This window comes from Pleomorphomonas carboxyditropha (genome assembly GCF_002770725.1).
GTDB classification, from domain to species: Bacteria; Pseudomonadota; Alphaproteobacteria; order Rhizobiales; family Pleomorphomonadaceae; genus Pleomorphomonas; species Pleomorphomonas carboxyditropha.
Window position 1 is genome coordinate 199,399 of the sequence record NZ_NQVN01000001.1, and the last position, 16,870, is coordinate 216,268.

General features: G+C 68.5%; 20 protein-coding genes. 10 read left to right on the plus strand and 10 right to left on the minus strand.

Annotated elements, in window-relative coordinates; all coding sequences use genetic code 11:
* Nucleotides 1–175: 175 nt before the first annotated feature.
* Entirely contained in the window at nt 176–661 is a 486-nt protein-coding gene (copM, locus tag CJ014_RS00950; RefSeq protein ID WP_245426948.1) for a CopM family metallochaperone, read from the plus strand.
* A 60-nt stretch (nt 662–721) separates the two neighbouring features.
* Here copM and CJ014_RS00955 read toward each other — a convergent pair whose 3' ends face one another.
* Both CJ014_RS00955 and CJ014_RS00960 read right to left on the minus strand, forming a co-directional pair.
* Nucleotides 722–1,177 carry a DUF411 domain-containing protein gene (locus tag CJ014_RS00955; RefSeq protein WP_100078647.1) on the minus strand — a complete coding sequence of 152 codons (456 nt, stop codon included), beginning with the start codon at nt 1,175–1,177 and terminating at the stop codon, nt 722–724.
* A gap of 92 nt (nt 1,178–1,269) precedes the next feature.
* Entirely contained in the window at nt 1,270–1,614 is a 345-nt protein-coding gene (locus CJ014_RS00960) for a hypothetical protein (protein WP_100078648.1), read from the minus strand.
* A 171-nt stretch (nt 1,615–1,785) separates the two neighbouring features.
* On the opposite strand from CJ014_RS00960, the gene CJ014_RS00965 reads away from it, so the two are divergent.
* Complete coding sequence (locus CJ014_RS00965) at nt 1,786–2,802, plus strand: 2-hydroxyacid dehydrogenase (RefSeq protein WP_100078649.1); 1,017 nt, start codon at nt 1,786–1,788, stop codon at nt 2,800–2,802.
* A 208-nt stretch (nt 2,803–3,010) separates the two neighbouring features.
* Here CJ014_RS00965 and CJ014_RS00970 read toward each other — a convergent pair whose 3' ends face one another.
* A complete protein-coding gene (locus tag CJ014_RS00970; RefSeq protein ID WP_100078650.1) occupies nt 3,011–4,114 on the minus strand; it encodes a M24 family metallopeptidase in 1,104 nt (367 codons plus the stop codon).
* Between the two features lie 157 nt (nt 4,115–4,271).
* Here CJ014_RS00970 and pxpB point away from each other — a divergent pair, with 157 nt between their 5' ends.
* Entirely contained in the window at nt 4,272–4,925 is a 654-nt protein-coding gene (gene pxpB / locus CJ014_RS00975) for a 5-oxoprolinase subunit PxpB (RefSeq protein ID WP_100078651.1), read from the plus strand.
* Nucleotides 4,922–5,878, plus strand: a complete 957-nt coding sequence (locus CJ014_RS00980; RefSeq protein WP_100078652.1) for a 5-oxoprolinase subunit C family protein — start codon at nt 4,922–4,924, stop codon at nt 5,876–5,878. The genes pxpB and CJ014_RS00980 overlap by 4 nt, the downstream gene beginning before the upstream one ends.
* Here CJ014_RS00980 and CJ014_RS00985 read toward each other — a convergent pair.
* From CJ014_RS00985 to CJ014_RS00995, 3 genes are read right to left on the minus strand one after another with little or no spacing between them, the layout of a single operon-like run.
* On the minus strand, nt 5,863–6,240 hold the full coding sequence (locus CJ014_RS00985) for an acyl-CoA carboxylase biotin carboxyl carrier protein subunit (RefSeq protein ID WP_100078653.1): 378 nt from the start codon (nt 6,238–6,240) through the stop codon (nt 5,863–5,865). The genes CJ014_RS00980 and CJ014_RS00985 overlap by 16 nt on opposite strands.
* Entirely contained in the window at nt 6,237–6,671 is a 435-nt protein-coding gene (locus CJ014_RS00990) for an acetyl-CoA carboxylase biotin carboxyl carrier protein (RefSeq protein ID WP_100078654.1), read from the minus strand. The genes CJ014_RS00985 and CJ014_RS00990 overlap by 4 nt, the downstream gene beginning before the upstream one ends.
* The gene (locus tag CJ014_RS00995) at nt 6,668–7,450 is read right to left on the minus strand and encodes a LamB/YcsF family protein (protein WP_100078655.1); all 783 of its coding nucleotides are present in this window, start codon (nt 7,448–7,450) and stop codon (nt 6,668–6,670) included. The genes CJ014_RS00990 and CJ014_RS00995 overlap by 4 nt, the downstream gene beginning before the upstream one ends.
* 279 nt (nt 7,451–7,729) lie before the next feature.
* Between CJ014_RS00995 and CJ014_RS01000 the strand changes: the two genes are divergently transcribed.
* The 5 genes from CJ014_RS01000 (at nt 7,730) to CJ014_RS01020 (ending at nt 11,331) form a co-directional block, all read left to right on the plus strand.
* Nucleotides 7,730–9,193 carry an MDR family MFS transporter gene (locus tag CJ014_RS01000; protein WP_100078656.1) on the plus strand — a complete coding sequence of 488 codons (1,464 nt, stop codon included), beginning with the start codon at nt 7,730–7,732 and terminating at the stop codon, nt 9,191–9,193.
* A gap of 40 nt (nt 9,194–9,233) precedes the next feature.
* Nucleotides 9,234–9,542 carry a Dabb family protein gene (locus tag CJ014_RS01005; RefSeq protein WP_100078657.1) on the plus strand — a complete coding sequence of 103 codons (309 nt, stop codon included), beginning with the start codon at nt 9,234–9,236 and terminating at the stop codon, nt 9,540–9,542.
* Nucleotides 9,543–9,617: 75 nt separating this feature from the next.
* Complete coding sequence (locus CJ014_RS01010) at nt 9,618–9,908, plus strand: type II toxin-antitoxin system TacA family antitoxin (RefSeq protein ID WP_100078658.1); 291 nt, start codon at nt 9,618–9,620, stop codon at nt 9,906–9,908.
* 25 nt (nt 9,909–9,933) lie between these two features.
* Nucleotides 9,934–10,410, plus strand: coding sequence for a GNAT family N-acetyltransferase (locus CJ014_RS01015; RefSeq protein ID WP_100079296.1), 477 nt, complete (start codon nt 9,934–9,936; stop codon nt 10,408–10,410).
* Between the two features lie 144 nt (nt 10,411–10,554).
* The gene (locus CJ014_RS01020) at nt 10,555–11,331 is read left to right on the plus strand and encodes a trehalose-phosphatase (RefSeq protein ID WP_100078659.1); all 777 of its coding nucleotides are present in this window, start codon (nt 10,555–10,557) and stop codon (nt 11,329–11,331) included.
* A 204-nt stretch (nt 11,332–11,535) separates the two neighbouring features.
* Here CJ014_RS01020 and CJ014_RS01025 read toward each other — a convergent pair whose 3' ends face one another.
* From CJ014_RS01025 to iolG, 3 genes are all read right to left on the minus strand, one after another.
* On the minus strand, nt 11,536–12,480 hold the full coding sequence (locus tag CJ014_RS01025; RefSeq protein WP_207765638.1) for a sugar ABC transporter substrate-binding protein: 945 nt from the start codon (nt 12,478–12,480) through the stop codon (nt 11,536–11,538).
* 295 nt (nt 12,481–12,775) lie between these two features.
* Nucleotides 12,776–13,570, minus strand: coding sequence for an SDR family oxidoreductase (locus tag CJ014_RS01030; protein WP_100078661.1), 795 nt, complete (start codon nt 13,568–13,570; stop codon nt 12,776–12,778).
* Complete coding sequence (gene iolG / locus CJ014_RS01035) at nt 13,563–14,585, minus strand: inositol 2-dehydrogenase (protein ID WP_100078662.1); 1,023 nt, start codon at nt 14,583–14,585, stop codon at nt 13,563–13,565. The genes CJ014_RS01030 and iolG overlap by 8 nt, the downstream gene beginning before the upstream one ends.
* Nucleotides 14,586–14,928: 343 nt before the next feature.
* Here iolG and CJ014_RS01040 point away from each other — a divergent pair, with 343 nt between their 5' ends.
* Nucleotides 14,929–15,960: a LacI family DNA-binding transcriptional regulator gene (locus CJ014_RS01040; RefSeq protein ID WP_100078663.1), complete on the plus strand. Its 1,032-nt coding sequence runs from the start codon at nt 14,929–14,931 to the stop codon at nt 15,958–15,960.
* Nucleotides 15,961–16,039: 79 nt separating this feature from the next.
* On the opposite strand, the gene CJ014_RS01045 is transcribed toward CJ014_RS01040, so the two are convergent.
* Nucleotides 16,040–16,867, minus strand: coding sequence for a hypothetical protein (locus CJ014_RS01045; RefSeq protein ID WP_100078664.1), 828 nt, complete (start codon nt 16,865–16,867; stop codon nt 16,040–16,042).
* Between the last annotated feature and the right edge of the window lie 3 nt (nt 16,868–16,870).

The following is a 16,870-nucleotide window of genomic DNA, read 5'->3' on the forward strand; positions in this document are numbered from 1 at the left end:
CCGAGGCGGGAGATTTTGAGCATTGCTCCTGGTATCATGGGGATATGGCCGGTGACGGCGCCGGTTTCCAGAGGACCGCGAACTCAATCCCGCGCCGCATCTTTTCCGCGTGGCCGCGAACTTCAGCGGTGCCGGAAGGGTTATGATGGCGCGGGGGCATCACAGGAGATTCACGATGCGGCTACGTCCGATCCTCTTCACCCTGGCCCTTGTCGCGCCGGCCGCCGACGCTGTCGCCCAGGAGGCGATGGACCTCACGGTTCTGCCGCAGGCCTGCCGGGCCGCCATGACGTTCGCCGATCATGGGATGTCGCAAGCGGACTTGCCCGGCGACGCGGCGAAGGCGCACCACGCCATGCCGGGCATGGACGCGACCAGGCCGGCCGGCGATACGGCCACCGGCGGCGCGCCGGAGGAAACGGCGGCGGCGCTCGATCGCATGCATGCGCCGATGATGGCGGCGGCCAGGATCGCCGACCCCGACCTCGCCTTCAATTGCGGCATGCTGGTCCACCATCAGGGGGCGATCGACATGGCGCGGATCGAGCTCAAATACGGCAAGGATCCGGCGAGCCGAAAGATGGCCGAGGCGATCATCGAGGCGCAGACCAGGGAGATCACCGAGATGTCGGCGCGCATCGAGACGATGACCAAGCAATAGACGGGCATCGGCGCCAAAGGCGCGACGGCCGGTGGCTACCACCGGCCGTCGTCGTGTTGGTCAGCCGCGATCGGGTTCGACGGTGGCGAAGACGCGGGTAGCGCCGTCCTTGCCGATCAGCAGTACGTCGAACGGCTCGGCATCGGCGTCGGCGCCCATGCCGGGCGAGCCGAGCGGCATGCCGGGCGCGGCGAGGCCGACGGCGTCCGGCTTCTCGGCGAGCAGCCGGTCGACCAGGGCGGCCGGCACGTGGCCCTCGATGGCATAGCCGCCGACCACGGCGGTGTGGCAGGAGGCGGCGTCCTCGGGAATGCCGAGCTGTGTCTTCCTGGCGGTGATGGCGTCGTAGTCGAGCTCGCTGGCGTTGACCGTGTAGCCGGCCGCCTGCATGTGGGCGATCCACTCGTGGCAGCACATGCAGCCTTCGTTGAGCACGACGTCGACCGTCTGCCCGGCGGCGCCGGCCAGCGAGGTGGAGGCGGCGAGGAGGGCAATGGCGAGGAGATGGGATTTCATGGATTTTGCCTGTGATGGTGTCCGGCTGGCCGCGGCGCATCTGGGCACCGGCGGGGGCGGAACGGATTGAGGAAGTCGATGGAGATGGCCGTTCAGGCGCGCGGCGGTTCGAGCAAGGGCGGTGGCGAGCGGCCTTCGAGACCGGCGACGGCCATCTGCATGTCGGCGGCGCGGGCGGCGGCGAAGGTGATGGCCGCCGCGGCCGGCAGCAGGGCCGGGGCGGCCATGGCGCAGCCGGGGCCGAGGCAACTGCCGGCAAGGCCGGCTTTGCCGGCATCGGCGTTCGAGGTCTTGCCGCAGCAATCATGCGCGCCATCGGCGACGGTCGCCATCGCGGCCTCTGCGGCCACCACCGGCAGGACGACGCCGCGGCCGGCCACAAGGCCGATCAGGGCGGCGGCAACAAGGACGAGGCGGAGGCCGGCGAGAAAGCGCATGCCGGCAGTCTGGCATTGTTGCCGCCGCCTGACCAGCATGGAATGATGCTGATGGGCGCGGCCATGCTTTTGCCGCAGAGGCGGGGTCGGAATTGCCCCTCTTCTCTTGTCGCCGGCTCCTGATAGGTTCGTCGCGAAGGCCCCCGCCCGACCATCGATCCGGAGACCCCGATGCGCGTTGCCGTTTTCAGCACCAAGCCCTACGACCGCACCTTCCTGAGCCGTGCCGCCGCCCTCTACGGCCACGAGCTCACCTTCTTCGAGCCGCGGCTCGATCTGGCGACGGCGCGGCTCGCCGAAGGATTTCCGGCCGTCTGCGCCTTCGTCAACGATACGCTCGACGCCGAGGTGATCGCGGCGCTGGCCTCCGGTGGCACGCGCATCGTGGCGCTCAGGGCGGCCGGCTTCAACAACGTCGCCCTCGAGGCGGCGGAGGAAAAGGGCGTCACCGTGCTGCGCGTGCCGGCCTATTCGCCGCACGCCGTCGCCGAATTCTCCATCGGCCTGCTGCTCGCCCTCGACCGGCGCATTCACCGGGCCTGGGCGCGGGTCAGGGAAAACAACTTTGCGCTGGAAGGCCTGCTCGGCCACGATCTCCATGGCCGCACGGTGGGCGTGGTCGGCACCGGCCGCATCGGCGCGCTGGTGGCGCGCGCCTATCGCCTCGGCTTCGGCTGCGAGGTGGTGGCCCACGACCGCTACGAGGTCGACGACCTGAAGTCGATCGGCATCACCTATGTCGGGCGCGACGAGCTGATCGAGCGGTCCGACATCATCAGCCTGCACTGCCCGCTGACGCCGGAGACGCATTACCTGATCGACGAGGCGGCGATCGACCGCGCCAAGCACGGCTTCTTGCTGATCAACACCTCGCGCGGCGCGCTGATCGACGCCGAGGCGGTGATCGGCGGCCTGAAGAGCGGCCGGATCGGCGGTGTCGCCCTCGACGTCTACGAGCAGGAGGCGGACCTGTTCTTCGAGGATCTTTCCAGCGAGATCATCCAGGACGACGTGTTCCAGCGCCTCTTGACCTTCCCCAACGTGCTGATCACCGGCCACCAGGCCTTCTTCACCGAGGAGGCGCTGCTGGCCATCGCCAAGACCACCATGGGCAACATCGCCGACGAGGAAGCCGGCAAGGTGTCGCCCAACCGCGTGCTCAGCGAGAAGGTGGCGGGCCGGGGATAATGGAACCGCGGGAGAGCGGAAGGCCTTCGGCCTCACCCCTCTCTCCAACTCTTCCCCACAAGGGGGGAGAGGGCACGGCTTGGTTCTTTCCAGAACCTATTGCTTTGAAAGATTGCACCTTTCGGCTCGACGAACCCTCTCCCCCCTTGTGGGGAAGAGTTGGAGAGAGGGGTGAACACTGTGATTTCCGAATGGGGACGCCGCTCGCTCAGCCCTTCGCCACCAGGATGTCGCGGGGAAGGTCGGAGAGGATTTCCGGACCGTCCTTGCGCAGGATGACGATCTCCTCGAGGCGGCAGCCGTAGCGGCCGGGCAGGTAGATGCCCGGCTCGATGGAGAACACCATGCCTTCCTCCAGCACGGTTTCCGAGGTGGCGGTGATATAGGGCGGCTCGTGGCCGTCGATGCCCATGCCGTGGCCGGTGCGGTGGGTGAAATGCTTGCCGTAGCCGGCCTCCGCGATCACCGTGCGGGCGGCGGCGTCGACGTCGCGGGCCAGCGCGCCCGGCCGGGCCGCGGCGAGCGCCGCCTGGACGGCCTGCTCGACGACGGCATGGATATCGGCAAAGCCTTCCGGCGGCCGACCGACCACGGCGACGCGGGTGATGTCGCTCGGGAAGGCCGATTTTACGCCGCCGACGTCGATCACCACCGCGTCGCCCTCGACGATATGGCGATCGGAGGCGTGATGGTGCGGGAAGGCGCCGTTGGGGCCGCTGCCGACGATCCAGAAGCTCGGCGCCGCGCCTTCCTTCAGGAAGTGGCTGCGGATGATGGCGGCGAGTTCGTTTTCCGTCATGCCGGGCTTGAGGGCGGCGACGGCCGCCTCGATCGCCCGGTCGGCGATGCCGGCGTTCATCTTCAGGAGGTCGTATTCCCGCTCGTTCTTGCGCATGCGCAGGCCGCCCAGCGTGTCGGCGGTGAAGGTGCGCAGCACGTCGGACGGCAGGGCGTCGAGGACGAGCAGCGCGAAGTCGGCGCGCATGGTCTCGTCGAGGGCGACGCGGTCGGTGGCGCTGGCGCCGATGGCGCTGAGCGCCTGGCAGAGCGCCACATGCGGCCCCACCTCGTCGGACCAGCGGAAGAAGTCGATGTCGGTGTGCTGGCGCACGTCGTCGGCGTTGAGGGCGGGCATCAGGAAGGCGGTGCCGCCCGGCGAGACCAGAAGCAGGCAGGCGCGCTCGTCGGAGGCCGGCGTGAAGCCGAGCAGCCATTGCATGTGCGAGCCCGGCGCAACGGCGACGAGGCCGGTTTCGGTGGCGACCATCCGCTCGCGCAGGGCGGCGAGGCGGACTTGGGTCTCAGGGGTCATCAGGCGGTCCTCGGTATCCGTCGGCGTCTCGCGGCCGACTATCGGTTTTTCAATTATAGACTTTCGGCGAGCCCCGACCAACCGCATTGCCGCGTGGCTCCCTTGCGCGGCGGGCATTGGCTGCCGATAATCGCCGGCCGCGAACGGGGGGACCCGGTTGGCCGACGATTTCATCATATCCGATGCCGGCACCGGCGCCCTGCTTCTCGACGTCGCCGGGGGCGGCGCCTTCGACGAGGGGCGGCAGGCGCGACTCTTGGCGCTCGCCGACAGCCTTGCCGGCGCCGATGGCATCGACGACGTCGTGCCCGGCATGAACAACCTGATGGTGGCCTTCGATCCGCTGGCGATTGACGCCGGCGCGATGCAGCGCCGGCTTGCCGACGGCTGGCGGATCGCCGCCGCCAGCGGCCGCGCCGGCCGCGCGCATGAGATCGCCGTCGCCTACGGCGGGCCGGATCTTCGGGACTTCGCCGCAAGCCTCGGCCTCACCGTCGACGAGGTGGTGAAGCGGCACGCCGGCGCCGTCTACAAGGTAGCGGCGATCGGCGCCATGCCCGGCTTTCCCTATCTCTCCGGCCTCGATCCGGCGCTTGCGACGCCGCGCCGGGCGATGCCGCGCCAGGGCGTGCCGAAGGGGGCGGTGATCGTCGGCGGCGGGCAGGCCGGCATCATGCCGATCACCGCGCCGTCGGGCTGGCATATCCTCGGCCACACCGATTTCACGCTGTTCGATCCGCATCGCGCCGCGCCGGCGACGCTTATGGCCGGCGATACGGTGCGCTTCATTATCGCGGGGGTGGAGCGGTGATCGAGATCCTGTCCTCCGGCGCGCTCAATTCGGTGCAGGACCGTGGCCGCCGCGGCCTGCTGTCGAGCGGCGTTTGCCGCTCCGGCGCCATGGATATCCAGGCGCTCGACGTCGCCAACGCGCTCGTCGGCAACGACCGGGACGCGGCGGCGATCGAGGTGGCCGCCTTTCCCTTCCGGCTGCGCTTTCCGGATAGGGCGGCGGTTGCCGTCACCGGCGCCATCGCCGGGGCGAGGCTTGCCGGCCGCCGCCTGCCGCCCTGGTGGGCAACGGAGGCGCTGGCCGGCGACGAGTTGACGATCGACCCGCCGACGGTGGGCGCCCGCGTCTATGTCGCCGTCGGCGGCGGCATCGACGTGCCGCCGCTGCTCGGCGCAAGGGCGACCGACCTCAAGAGCGGCTATGGCGGCCACGAGGGCAGGGGGCTCCGGCGCGGCGACCGATTGCCGCTGGGACCACGATCGCCGGGGAAACTGCCCGACGGCGGCATCGGCGCGCTGCCGCCGCCGGGGCGGGATGTCGCCGACCGGCCGTTGCGTGTGCTGCCGGCTGCCGAGTGGCCGGAGTTCTCCGAGGCGGCCCGTGAACTGTTCGTGACCGAGGGCTGGCGCGTCACCGCCGAGGCCGACCGCCAGGGCTGCCGGCTCGACGGGCCGGAACTCATCCGCGAGCGGCGGCGCGAACTGCTGTCGCACGGCATCGTGCCGGGCACGGTGCAGGTGCCGCCATCCGGCCGGCCGATCATCCAGCTCGCCGAGGCCAACACCTGCGGCGGCTATCCGAAGATCGCCACGGTGATCGAGGCCGACCTCTGGCGGCTCGGGCAGGCGATGCCGGGCGATACGCTACGCTTTGCCGTGGTGAGCCGCGACGAAGCCTTGGCGGCACTCGGCGAGACGGCCGGCTGGCTCGACCGGCTCAGGTCGGCGGCGGCGCTCTATCGCGTCCCGTAGAGCGGCGCGCCCCAGCCGACGGCGTCGCCATCGCTCACAAGCACTCGCCCAAGCGTCAGGTCGGCGGTAGCGACGACCGGCAGCAGCAGGCCGTTGGCCTCGACGAAGGCGATGACGTCGCCTTTTTCCACCCGGTCGCCCTCGGCAAAGCGCGACGCGTTCTCCAGCGGATGCATCGGCCGGAAGCGGCCGGGCGAGGGCGCGGCGGCGAGGGGCGGCGGCGGTTCGGCCGGCGTCGGCTCGGAGGCTTCCTCGGCGGCAAAACGCAGTTTCAGCCGGGCGGCCCCGACGCGGATGTCGGCGGCGGCGATGCCCCGGCCGTCGAGCCGGCGGACGATGGCCTCGATCTCCTCGAAGGTCATGACGGATCGTCCGGAGCGGCGAGGCGGAACAGCACGGCGCCGCGCGTCACCAGCGTGTCGTTGCCGGCGGCGATGGCGGCGATGCGGCCGGCGCGATCGGCCTCGATGGGGTTCAGCATCTTCATCGCCTCGAGAAGGCCGATGGTCTGCCCTTCCTCGACGCGGTCGCCGATCTCGACGAATGGCGGCGCGTCTGGCGACGGCGACCGATAGAAGGTGCCGGTGAGGCCGGCGACGATCAGGTGATCCTGAGCTGACGCCGGCTCCGGCGCCGAAGCGGCGGCTTGTGGGGCTGGAGCTTCCGGCCGGACGGTGCCCTTGCCGTCCTTGACGAGGCGGATATGGACCTCGCCTTCCTCGAACTCGATTTCCCTGAGGCCGGACGCGTGAAGGAGCGCCACGAGGCGGTCGACGAGCGCGTCGTCCATCATGCCTTGCCCGCGAAGGCGGCGAGCACGACGCCCTCGGCGGCGAGGCGTTCGCCGAGCAGGCGCGCCGTCACCACCGCCGTCGGGTTGTCGCCGTGGACGCAGATGGAGTCGATGGCGGTCGGCAGCACCTTGCCGGTGACCGACACGATCTCGCCGGTCTCGACCATGCGGCAGGCCCGCTCGACCGCCTCGGCCGGGTCGTGGACGAAGGCGCCGGGCCGGGCGCGCGGCATCAGGCTGCCGTCGTCCTGATAGCCGCGATCGGCGTAGACCTCGGAATAGGTGCCGAGGCCGGCGTCGCGGGCGAGCTGGTGCTGCTTGCCGTGGGCGATGGCGAGGCAGGCGAGCGAGGCGTCGACGCCTTTGATCGCCCGGACGCTGGCGGCGGCGATGTCGGGGTCGGCCACCGCCAGGTTGGCGAGGGCGCCGTGCAGCTTGACATAGACGATCGGGTGGCCGGCCAGCGCCGACAAGGCGGCCGCCGCGCCGATCTGGTAGGCGATCAGCCGCTCGATCTCGCCGGCCGAATAGGGCAGGGCGCGCCGGCCGAAGCCCCAGAGGTCGGGAAAGCCGGGATGGGCGCCGACGGCAACGCTGCCGGCCTTGGCGAGGCGGAAAGTCTCGACCATGATCTCGGGATCGCCGGCGTGCAGGCCGCAGGCGACGTTGGCCGAGGTGATCACGTCGAGCAGCGCGGCGTCGTCGCCGATGCGATAGGCGCCGAAGCCCTCGCCGAGGTCGGCGTTGAGATCGACGGCGCGAGGAAGGACAGCAGTCATCGCGGCGGTCTCCGGTTGATCCAGACCAATATAGAGGCTGGGACGGCGAACGGAAGGCATGAGAGACCGTTTGGGAAATTCTACTCCGGCGGCCGTCTGACGCGACTTTCTGCGCTTCCGGTGCTCACGGACCTCAAAGTTCGCTGCGCTCCGGTTCTCGAAAGCCGTGCCAGCCGACTCTCCGGAGCGAATTTCCCAAACGGTCTCTAGGGGGCTTGGCCGCTGGCTTTCGCGCCGGACAATGGATAGGGTGCGCCGCGCAACCCGCCGGACCACGCCATGACCACTCTCTCTCCGCCCGACCAGCAGGTTCTCACCGAGGACGACAAGACCAAGATCGTCGTCACCGCGCTTCTCTGCATGTTCCTCGCCGCGCTCGACCAGACCATCGTCACGCCGGCCCTGCCGGTGATGGGCGCCTCGCTCGGCGGCGGCGAATGGGTGTCGTGGATCGTCTCGGCCTATTTCCTGACGGCGACGGCGGTGACGCCGCTCTACGGCAAGCTCGCCGATCTCAAGGGGCGGCGGCCGGTGCTCTATGCCGGCGTCGGCATCTTCGTGGCGGGCTCGCTGATCTCGGCGATAGCGCCGTCGATGGCGGTGCTGATCGCCGGCCGCGCCTTGCAGGGGCTCGGCGGCGGCGGGCTGATGGCCCTCGTCCAGACCATCATCGGCGACGTGGCGCCGCCGCGCGAGCGCGGCAAGTACATGGTGTACATCTCCGCCGTCTGGGCGACGTCGAGCGTCGCCGGGCCGGTGCTCGGCGGCCTTCTGGCCGAATATGTCCACTGGTCGGCGATCTTCTGGCTGAACCTGCCGCTCGGCGCGCTGGCCGTCGGCCTGTCGCTGAAGCCGCTGTCCCGCCTGCCGGATATCCGGCGCGACCATCGGCTCGACGTCGCCGGCGCGCTGATGATCATGGCGGCGACGCTGTTGTTCCTGCTGCCGCTGACGCTCGGCGGCCATTCCTATCCCTGGAGCTCGCCGCTGATCCTCGGCATGCTCGCGCTGTCGGCCGCCGCCTTCGTGCTGTTCGCCTGGTACCAATTCCAGCCGGCGGAGCCGCTGCTGCCGCCGCGCATCTTCGGCGACCGGGTGATCACGCTCACCTCGGCCGCTTCCTTCCTGGCGGGCGCCGGCATGTTCGGTCTGTCGGTCTATTTCCCGGTCTACCTGCAATTGATCGACGGCTTCGGCGCCTCGGCGGCCGGCCTGGCGCTGCTCGGGCCGATGATCGGCTCGGTCGCCGGCTCCAACATCTCGGCGCGCATTTTGCGCAAGGGCCGGCGCTACAAGCGGCTGCCGATGATCGGCAGCCTGCTGTCGGCGGTGGCGCTGGCGGCGGTCGGGCTTTTTGCCGGAAACGTGCCGTTCTGGGCGATCGAGGCGCTGGCCGTGCTTACCGCCTTCGGCCAGGGCACGCTGTTCCCGGTCGCCACCGTCATGGTGCAGAACGCCGCCGATCCGCGCGACCTCGGCACGGCCACCGGCGCCTACACCTTCGTGCGCTCGCTGGGCGCCGTCGTCGCCATCGCCGTGCTGGGGGCCATCGTCGGCAGCGCCGGCATCGGCGACCATATCAGCGAGGGCGCGCTCGATCCGGCGGCCCGGGAGGGCGCCGTCGCCGCCTTCCAGGCGCTGTTCGCCACGGCGGCGGTGGCGCAACTGATTTCGCTGGCGCTGCTCGCCCGCATCGAGGAGCGGCCGCTGCGCGGCCGTACGCCGCCGCCCGTCGAGGATTGAGAGTTTGGCCGGATGGTCATCCGGCGAGGGAGGAGTTCGCATGATCCTGCATTGCGTGTTCATGAAGATGCCGGCCGCCGCGTCGTCGGCCAACATCCTGAAGCTCTATGGCGCCGTGGCGGCGCTGAAGTCGTTCATCCCCGGCATGGTCGATTTCAAGGCCGGGCCGAACGCGTCGCCGGAGGGCCTCGGCCACGGCTTCCAGCATGGCTTCGTCGTCACCTTCACCGACGCGGCGGCGCGCGACGCCTATCTCGTCCACCCCGAGCACGTAAAGGTCGGCGACAAGATCGTGGCGGCGGCCGACGGCGGGCTGGACGGCATCCTCGTCTACGACTTCGAGGTCTGAAGATAAAACAAGCCCTGACCGGCGGATTGCCTTGAATTGTGTTGACATTGTCAACACAATGGGTCATGGAGAAGCATGCCGAACGAACAAGCCACCGCCGACGTGAATATCCATCTGCGGGCACGCCCGCAGGATCGGATTCTCATTGACCAGGCGGCCGAGCTGGTCGGCGCGAACCGGTCGCAGTTCATGCTGTCCTCCGCCATCAAGGAGGCCAAGGCCGTTCTCCTCGACCAGACGTCCGTCTACATGAATGCTCCCGCTTTCCAGAAGACCCTCGACTGGATGGATGCCCCGGTCTCGGCCGAAGAGGCCGCCGGCATGAAGCGCCTGATGGCCGCCAAGACGAACTGGTCACGTGGCTGAGCAGAATTTTCCGTTCACGGCGCCGATGCTCCTCCGGGAGGAGCATGACATCGGCGCCTTCAGGTCGGGGGAACCCAGCCTGGACGATTGGCTGCGTGGCCGCGCGCTCGCCAACATGGTCCTGGGGGCCAGCCGCACCTTCGTCTCGTGCCAAACGGGAACCCGGCGGGTTGTCGGGTTCTATGCCCTCTCCATGGGACAAATCCTCAACCAGGAAGCCATTGGCTCGGTTCGGCGGAACATGCCCCGGTTCATTCCGGCCGTCGTTCTCGGCCGTCTCGCGGTCGATGAGAACTGGCAGCGCAACGGCCTTGGCGCGGCGCTTCTCAAGGACGCCGTGCTGCGTTCCCTGCGGGCGGCCGAAGAAGTATCCGCCCGCCTCGTGGTGGTGCATGCGATTTCGCCGGCGGCCGAGGCGTTCTATCTGAGGCATGGGTTTTCACGGCTTCCGGTCGATACGCCGACCTATGCGCTTGACCTGGTGAAGTTCGCCAGAATTTGAGCCGATGGTGGCCGTCAGACGGCTTTCATATCGATTCAACCGTCAAGGCATTGTCGGCGGGCGGCGTTGGCTGTAGAGATTGGGAATGTTGCGGACGATACTTTCGTCTGAGCGACGCTCCTTTTCGCCGACCACCAAAGGCCCATGTCCTTCACCGATCCGCACGACCTCGCCGCCCATCTGCCCGCACCCGACCGCCTCGCGCTGTTCCTCGACGTCGACGGCACGCTGATCGGCCCCACCTACGCCGACCGCGAGCGCGGCATCGCCGCCGACCGCATCGCCCTGATCGGCCGGCTCTACGACCTCATGGATGGCGCGCTGGCCATCGTCAGCGGCCGCTCGGTGGAAACCGTCGATCCGATGTTCACGCCCTTGAGGCTGCCGGTGGCGGCGCTGCAGGGCGCTGATCGCCGCTTTGCCGACGGCCGCCGCTTCACGCCGGTGCAGACGCCGGAGGAGCGGCAGGCGCTCGAGGACATCGCCTCGGTGGTGGCCGACGCCTATCCCACCATGGACATCCAGTGGAAGATCGGCGCGCTGGCCATCGTCTACAACGAGGGCGATCCGCTGGCCGCCAAGGCGGCGGCGCTGGCCGCGCGCCATTCCGGCGGCCACGTGGCGGTGATCCCCGGCCGGGTGTCGATCGACGTGGTGCCCCAAGGGGCCAACAAGGGCTCGGGCATCGCCTTCCTGATGGAACACCGGCCGTTCCTTGGCCGCGTGCCGGTGCACGTCGGCGACGACGTTCCCGACGAGCCCGGCTTCGCCACGTCCCGCGACCTCGGCGGCTACGGCATCACCATCGGCCGCAAGGTGGCCGGTGTCGACCGCCGCCTGCCCGACCACGAGGCGACCTGGGCGATGCTCGCCGCCTACGAGGCGCGCTGGCTGGACGAGACGCGCGCCGCCGCCCAATAGGCGAGGATCGAAAACGGCCGAGCCGCGGATGGCATCGGCCTCGCCCGAAAGATCGAAATGAGATTCGGGCGAGGCTCTGTGGCAGACGGTGAGGAAGAGAATTCATCCGTCCATCGAGCTGCGCCGATTGGCGAACCGCGGACGGAAATCACCGACCCATTCCTTTTTCTCGAAACGCCGCATGACGGCGTCTCGGAAAGGGAATCACTTGGTCAGGTCGGCCCGCTGGTCGAGCAGGGCCTGGGCATTGTCCCTGGTGATGAGCTCGGCGCCGGAATCGATGCGCTTGTCGACCGCCTCGCCCTTGATCGCCGCCAGCGCCTTCTCGACGCCGAGAACGCCCATCTGGTAGTTGGACTGGGCGACGGAGCCGTAGAGGTCGCCGGCCAGGATGGCGTGCAGCGCGTCGTCATCGGCATTGACGCCGATGACCGGCACGTCCTTGCCGTTCTGCTTCAAGGCCCGCATGGCGCCGAGCGCCTCGTCGTCATTGCCGGCGAATACGGCGGCGATGTCCGGCGTCGACTGGAGCACGTTCTGCGTGACCGAGAAGGCGCGTTCGCGGTCGCTGTAGGCCGGCTGGCGGGCGCCGATGACGATACCGGCGGCATCGAGCCTTTCCTTGGCGCCGTCGACGCGGTCGGTCATGGCCGGATTGCCCGGCGCGCCGTCGAGCAGCAGCACCTTGTCGCCCTTCTTCAGCACCTTGACCAGCGCCTCGCCACCGGCCTGGCCGGCGGCGTAGTTGTCGGTGCCGATGAAGGTGACGTAGTCGGTGAAGCCTTCCGGCATGCCGGTGTCGACCAGAATGACCGGGATCTTCGCCTGGGCAAACTTGTTCAGCACGCCGACGGCGGTGGGCGGCTGCGACGGCGAGAAGATCAGGGCGTCGGGCTTCTGGGCCAGGACATCCTGGACCATGTTGATCTGCTGCTCGACGGCGTCCTCGGTCGGCGGCCCGAGCACGACCAGATCGGCGCCGTTCTTGTCGGCCGCCTCCCTGGCGCCGGCCACGACGATCTGCCAGTAGGGCGCGCTGAGCGTCTTGAGGATCATGGCGAGCTTGGGCTTCTCGGCGGCAGAGGCGCTGCCGATACCGAGAGCCATGGCGGCGACGGTCAGGGCCAGCGCAATACGAAAGCACTTCATTTGGAATCCTCCCATTCGTGTTGGTCGCTTGGATCAGGGCGGCGCAGTGGATCGTGGCCTCCTCCGCCAGGACCGCCGCTCCGCGTCTCACAGGAGCAACCGGCAGAGTTGATCCGATCTCTGCCGTCCATGAGATCGATTAAGTGCCTAAACCATAGGGTCCTGGAGCCGGGTCTCCACTGCCCCGGCCTGTCGATACCCGTCGATTGCTTCCGACGGGCGCGTCATGGCCGCGCCCGTCTTTTGATGCCCGTGGGGTTTCTCTCTCAGACTCTCGCCGGTGTTGCCCGCAGGCTCATTCCGGATAGGAACCAGGAATCTGCTGGTCGTAGTCGACGAGGGCGCCGGTCATGACGCCGGCGCTCGGAGCCAGCATGAAGCTGGCGAGGCAGGCGAGTTGGTAGGGCTTGGCCAGCTGCTTCATAGGTTGCCCTGCCTCGGCCCGTTCCAGCCAGCCATCGGTGGCGCCGTGGAACTTGCGCTGGGTGATGTCCTCGCCTGGGGTATCCATCCAGCCCGGCAGGATGGCGTTGCAGCGGATCCGGTCGAATTTGTAGGCGTTGGCGACGTTCTTGGTCAGCGTCGCCAGCGCGCCCTTCGACGCCGAATAGGATGCAAGATAAGACTGGCCGCAGTGAGCGCAGTTGGAAACGATGTTCAGGATGGCGCCGCCGCCGCCTTCGGCAAGGCGATGCCTGACAAACCCTTGCATGAGGAAGTAGGGGGCGCGGACGTTGGTGGCGAACATCCGGTCGAACTGGTCCAACGTTCCGTCGACCAGCGTGTCGCGGGCGCCGAGAGCGGCGGCGTTGACCAGCACGTTGACGGTGCCGAGCTCGCGGATGGCGGTGTTGATCAGCCCCAGACAGGAGGCGACATCGGTGAGGTCCAGCGCCACCGCCTTGACCGTGATCCCCCGGGCGCGAAGCTCGGCGGCGGAGGCCTCCACCTTCTCGGCGTTGAGATCGGCCAGCACGACGCGGCGGCAACCCTCGTCGACCAACTGGGTGGCGATGGCCAGCCCCAGTCCCTGGGCGCCGCCGGTGACCACGGCGGCACTGTCGGCATGACGGTTCATTGTGTCAGACATTTGCAAACTCCTGATCGGGTCCGGTGAGCTCGATGGTCTTTCCCTGCTTGCGCGAAGCGGTCGCGGCCTCGGCCAGATAGGCCGCCATCAGGCCGTCGATGGCGTTGACCGGCATGTCCCGACCCTCGCGGGCGCAGTCGAGGAACAGCCGGATTTCCGCGGCGTAGCTCGGGCCATAGCGCTCCATGAAGAACTCAAGGATCGGCGCTTGCGTGCCGGGGTTCTCGTTGGTGAAACGCTGGAAGCCCGACTGGCGCGGATTGTCGGAGATCACCATGCCGGTCGAGCCGAAGGCCTCGAGGCGCTGGTCGAAGCCGAAGGCGCAGCGGCGCGAATTGTGGATGGTGACGATGGTGCCGTCGGCGGCGACCAGCGTCACGGCGGCGGTGTCGATGTCGCCGAGACGGCCGATCTCCGGATCGATGATCGACGAGCCGTGGGCGGTGACCGAGACGAAGTCCTGCCGGGTGATGGCGCGAGCCATGTCGAAGTCGTGGATCATCATGTCGCGGAACAGGCCGCCGGAGCGGGGCACGTAGTCGAGCGGTGGCGGGAACGGATCGCGGCTGGTGATGATCAGTTGCTCGAGCCGGCCGACCGCGCCGCCATGGACCGCTTGGCGCACCGAGGCGTGACCGTGATCGTAGCGGCGGTTGAAGCCGAGGAAGACGCGCCGCGCGGCCGTCTCGCCGATGGCGGCGACGCACTTGCGGGCCGCCGCGTAGCTGCTGGCCAGCGGCTTCTCGCAGAGCACCGGCTTGCCGGTCTTCACCGCTTCCAGCACCAGGTCGACGTGAGTGTCCGACGAGGTGGCGATGACGATGGCGTCGGCGGCGGCGTCACCCATGGCCTCGGCGGCGGTGGACGCCACGCGGGCGCCGGTCCTGGCGGCGAGGCCTTCCGCCGCCGCCGTGACGGGATCGTAGATCGCCGCCAGCCGGGCGCCGGCTTCGACGATGGCGGCGGCATGGACCTGTCCCATGCGGCCTGCGCCCATGAGGGCAATTCCGGTCATACTTGTCACTCCTCCTGATAATCTCGACTGTTCCTGGATGCCGGACGGCACCACAGCTTCGGCCGGCACGGCCGTCGGATCGGTGGACAAAGGGAGGGGCGCTGAGTGATGCACGCGCCGTCTGCCGGGCAACGCCTCGATGAGGCAGTCCTCCTCCCTTCGAAGCCCTGCCGCAGGCAGGCGCTTCGCTGCTGTTTTGTTTACTGTTTTCGCTGCGATGCCCGTGACCGGCCGATACTTAGCTTGCCGGCGCCCGTCCCCGTTGGTTCCTCGACTTGAAAATTATTTGGTCTTTTCCATTCAGTCGAGTTGATTTATGATGGGAAACCATCATACTAAGGCCATGAGCAACAAAGCGACCCTGATCCGCATCGCGGAAGCCGCCGGCGTCAGCATCAGCACGGTGGATCGCGTCGTTAACAGCCGCGGCGGCGTTTCACCCGATACCGAGGCCAAGGTTCTGGAATGGGCGACCAGGCTCAATCTCGATCGCCGCCTCTTCCGCAGTCACCTCAGGACGCTGCGCGTGGCGGTGATGATGCAGTCGCCGCACAATCCGTTCTTCGAGGCGCTGCGCGACGCCTTCAGCGACCTCAACCTGACCATGGCCGATCTCAGGATCACCAGCTTCGTCCACTACATCGACGTCAACGACTTCGCGGGCACCAGCCGCAAGATCGAGCAGGTGGCGGCCGGCTACGACGGGCTGATCGTCACCTGTCCCAACGATCCGAAGATTTCCGAAGCCCTTCGCCGCGTCTCGCGGAAGATCCCGATCGTGACGCTGGTCACCGACCTGCCGGACAGCGGCCGCATCGCCTATGTCGGCTCCAACAACCGCCAGACCGGCCGGGTGGCCGGCGAGCTGATGGGGCGTTTCCTCGGCGGCGAGGGCGGCGACATCCTGCTCGTCCTCGGCCTGCAGCGCATGGCCGGGCACGAGGAGCGGGAGATGGGGTTCCGCTCGGTACTGCGCGAGCGCTTCCCGTCCTGCCGGATCGTCGCCGCCCTGGAAAGCGGCGAGAACCGCGAAAGGGCCGGACAGGTCGTTCTCGACGCGCTGCGCGAATATCCCGGAATCCGGGGCATCTACAATGTCTCGGCCGGCAACTCGGCCATCGTTCAGGCCATCGGCTCGCTCGGCCTCACCCACAAGATCGTGCTGATCACCCACGAACTCACCGAGGCGCGCCGGCAGATGCTCCTCGACGGTGCTCTCGACGCTGTCATCGACCAGAACCCGCGGCTCGAAGCCCAGCGCGCCCTGGAGGTGCTGGGGCGGAATTTCCAAAGAGGCGAGTCCGGTACCACCGGCGGGGAATACACCCCGTTTCAGATATTTATCCGGGAAAACTGCCCGACCATTTCCTATTGAGGCTTTTCGGGCGGGTGGTCTGTTTGTTGGCTGCGCATCCGCTTATCCGAAAAGTCTCACACCTTTTCGGGCGGATGCGTCAGCCGACGGCGATCCGCAAATAGGTGGTGTCGTCGAAATAGTCGCGGCCCGGCATGAACGGTCGCGAGCCCATGACCAGGTCCACCATCAGCGGATCGTTTTCCCGGATGCGGGTGATCTCGGCGAGGCCTTCGGCAAGGGTTGCCGGCGGTGACAGGAAGCCGTCGGAGGCGAGCACGATGTCGCGGGCGGCCGTCGCCTCGATCACCTCGACGAAGCGGTCGGGCACGAAGGTGCCGGCCAGGCCGCCGTAGGCGAGGGGATCGTCGCTGTCGAGGTTGAGAAAGGCGTGCTGGGCGGTGACCAGCGGCCGGAAGGGCTGCTCCATGGTCGGCACCCGCCGCTCGGCCTCGAGGTTGGTCAGCCCGAGGCGGAGGCGCGCCCGGATGACGGCGCAGCGGAATTCGTAGCCGATGCGGTCGATCTCCTTGCCGCCGGGATAAGCGCGGCCGTCGATGCGGACGTGGCAGTCGCCGACCCGCCAGACCTCGCCGCGCGCCCGCGACCAGACGGCGGCCACCGCCGACGGACGCATCAGCGTTTCATCCGGCCAGTCGCCGATCGCCGCCGCGATATTCGCCGTGGCGCGGTCGACGAAGTCGCGAACCGTGGCGGCCGGCGGGAGCTCTTTGACCGCCCGCTCCACCGCCTCGGCGGCGACGATGCCGCCCGGCCGGTCGCCGATCGGGCCGGAGGAGGTGGCGCCGTCGATGACGGCGGCGAAGTCGTCGGTGACGACCAGCCGATCCTCCTTTTTCGCCTCCGACTCCTTGCCGGTGGCGCACAGGCTTTCGACCACCCGGAAGGGACGCAGGGAAGCGGTCATGCC

Coding starts and splice junctions, on each gene's coding strand:
- CJ014_RS00960 (WP_100078648.1), bottom strand. CDS start 1,614: ATGCGCTTTCTCGCCGGCCTCCGCCTCGTCCTTGTTGCCGCCGCCCTG.
- CJ014_RS01000 (WP_100078656.1), top strand. CDS start 7,730: ATGACCACTCTCTCTCCGCCCGACCAGCAGGTTCTCACCGAGGACGAC.
- CJ014_RS00970 (WP_100078650.1), bottom strand. CDS start 4,114: ATGACCCCTGAGACCCAAGTCCGCCTCGCCGCCCTGCGCGAGCGGATG.
- CJ014_RS00995 (WP_100078655.1), bottom strand. CDS start 7,450: ATGACTGCTGTCCTTCCTCGCGCCGTCGATCTCAACGCCGACCTCGGC.
- CJ014_RS01040 (WP_100078663.1), top strand. CDS start 14,929: ATGAGCAACAAAGCGACCCTGATCCGCATCGCGGAAGCCGCCGGCGTC.
- CJ014_RS00990 (WP_100078654.1), bottom strand. CDS start 6,671: ATGATGGACGACGCGCTCGTCGACCGCCTCGTGGCGCTCCTTCACGCG.
- CJ014_RS01030 (WP_100078661.1), bottom strand. CDS start 13,570: ATGTCTGACACAATGAACCGTCATGCCGACAGTGCCGCCGTGGTCACC.
- copM (WP_245426948.1), top strand. CDS start 176: ATGCGGCTACGTCCGATCCTCTTCACCCTGGCCCTTGTCGCGCCGGCC.
- CJ014_RS01025 (WP_207765638.1), bottom strand. CDS start 12,480: ATGAAGTGCTTTCGTATTGCGCTGGCCCTGACCGTCGCCGCCATGGCT.
- CJ014_RS00985 (WP_100078653.1), bottom strand. CDS start 6,240: ATGACCTTCGAGGAGATCGAGGCCATCGTCCGCCGGCTCGACGGCCGG.
- CJ014_RS00965 (WP_100078649.1), top strand. CDS start 1,786: ATGCGCGTTGCCGTTTTCAGCACCAAGCCCTACGACCGCACCTTCCTG.
- CJ014_RS01045 (WP_100078664.1), bottom strand. CDS start 16,867: ATGACCGCTTCCCTGCGTCCCTTCCGGGTGGTCGAAAGCCTGTGCGCC.
- CJ014_RS01020 (WP_100078659.1), top strand. CDS start 10,555: ATGTCCTTCACCGATCCGCACGACCTCGCCGCCCATCTGCCCGCACCC.
- CJ014_RS01005 (WP_100078657.1), top strand. CDS start 9,234: ATGATCCTGCATTGCGTGTTCATGAAGATGCCGGCCGCCGCGTCGTCG.
- CJ014_RS01015 (WP_100079296.1), top strand. CDS start 9,934: ATGCTCCTCCGGGAGGAGCATGACATCGGCGCCTTCAGGTCGGGGGAA.
- CJ014_RS01010 (WP_100078658.1), top strand. CDS start 9,618: ATGCCGAACGAACAAGCCACCGCCGACGTGAATATCCATCTGCGGGCA.
- CJ014_RS00955 (WP_100078647.1), bottom strand. CDS start 1,177: ATGAAATCCCATCTCCTCGCCATTGCCCTCCTCGCCGCCTCCACCTCG.
- iolG (WP_100078662.1), bottom strand. CDS start 14,585: ATGACCGGAATTGCCCTCATGGGCGCAGGCCGCATGGGACAGGTCCAT.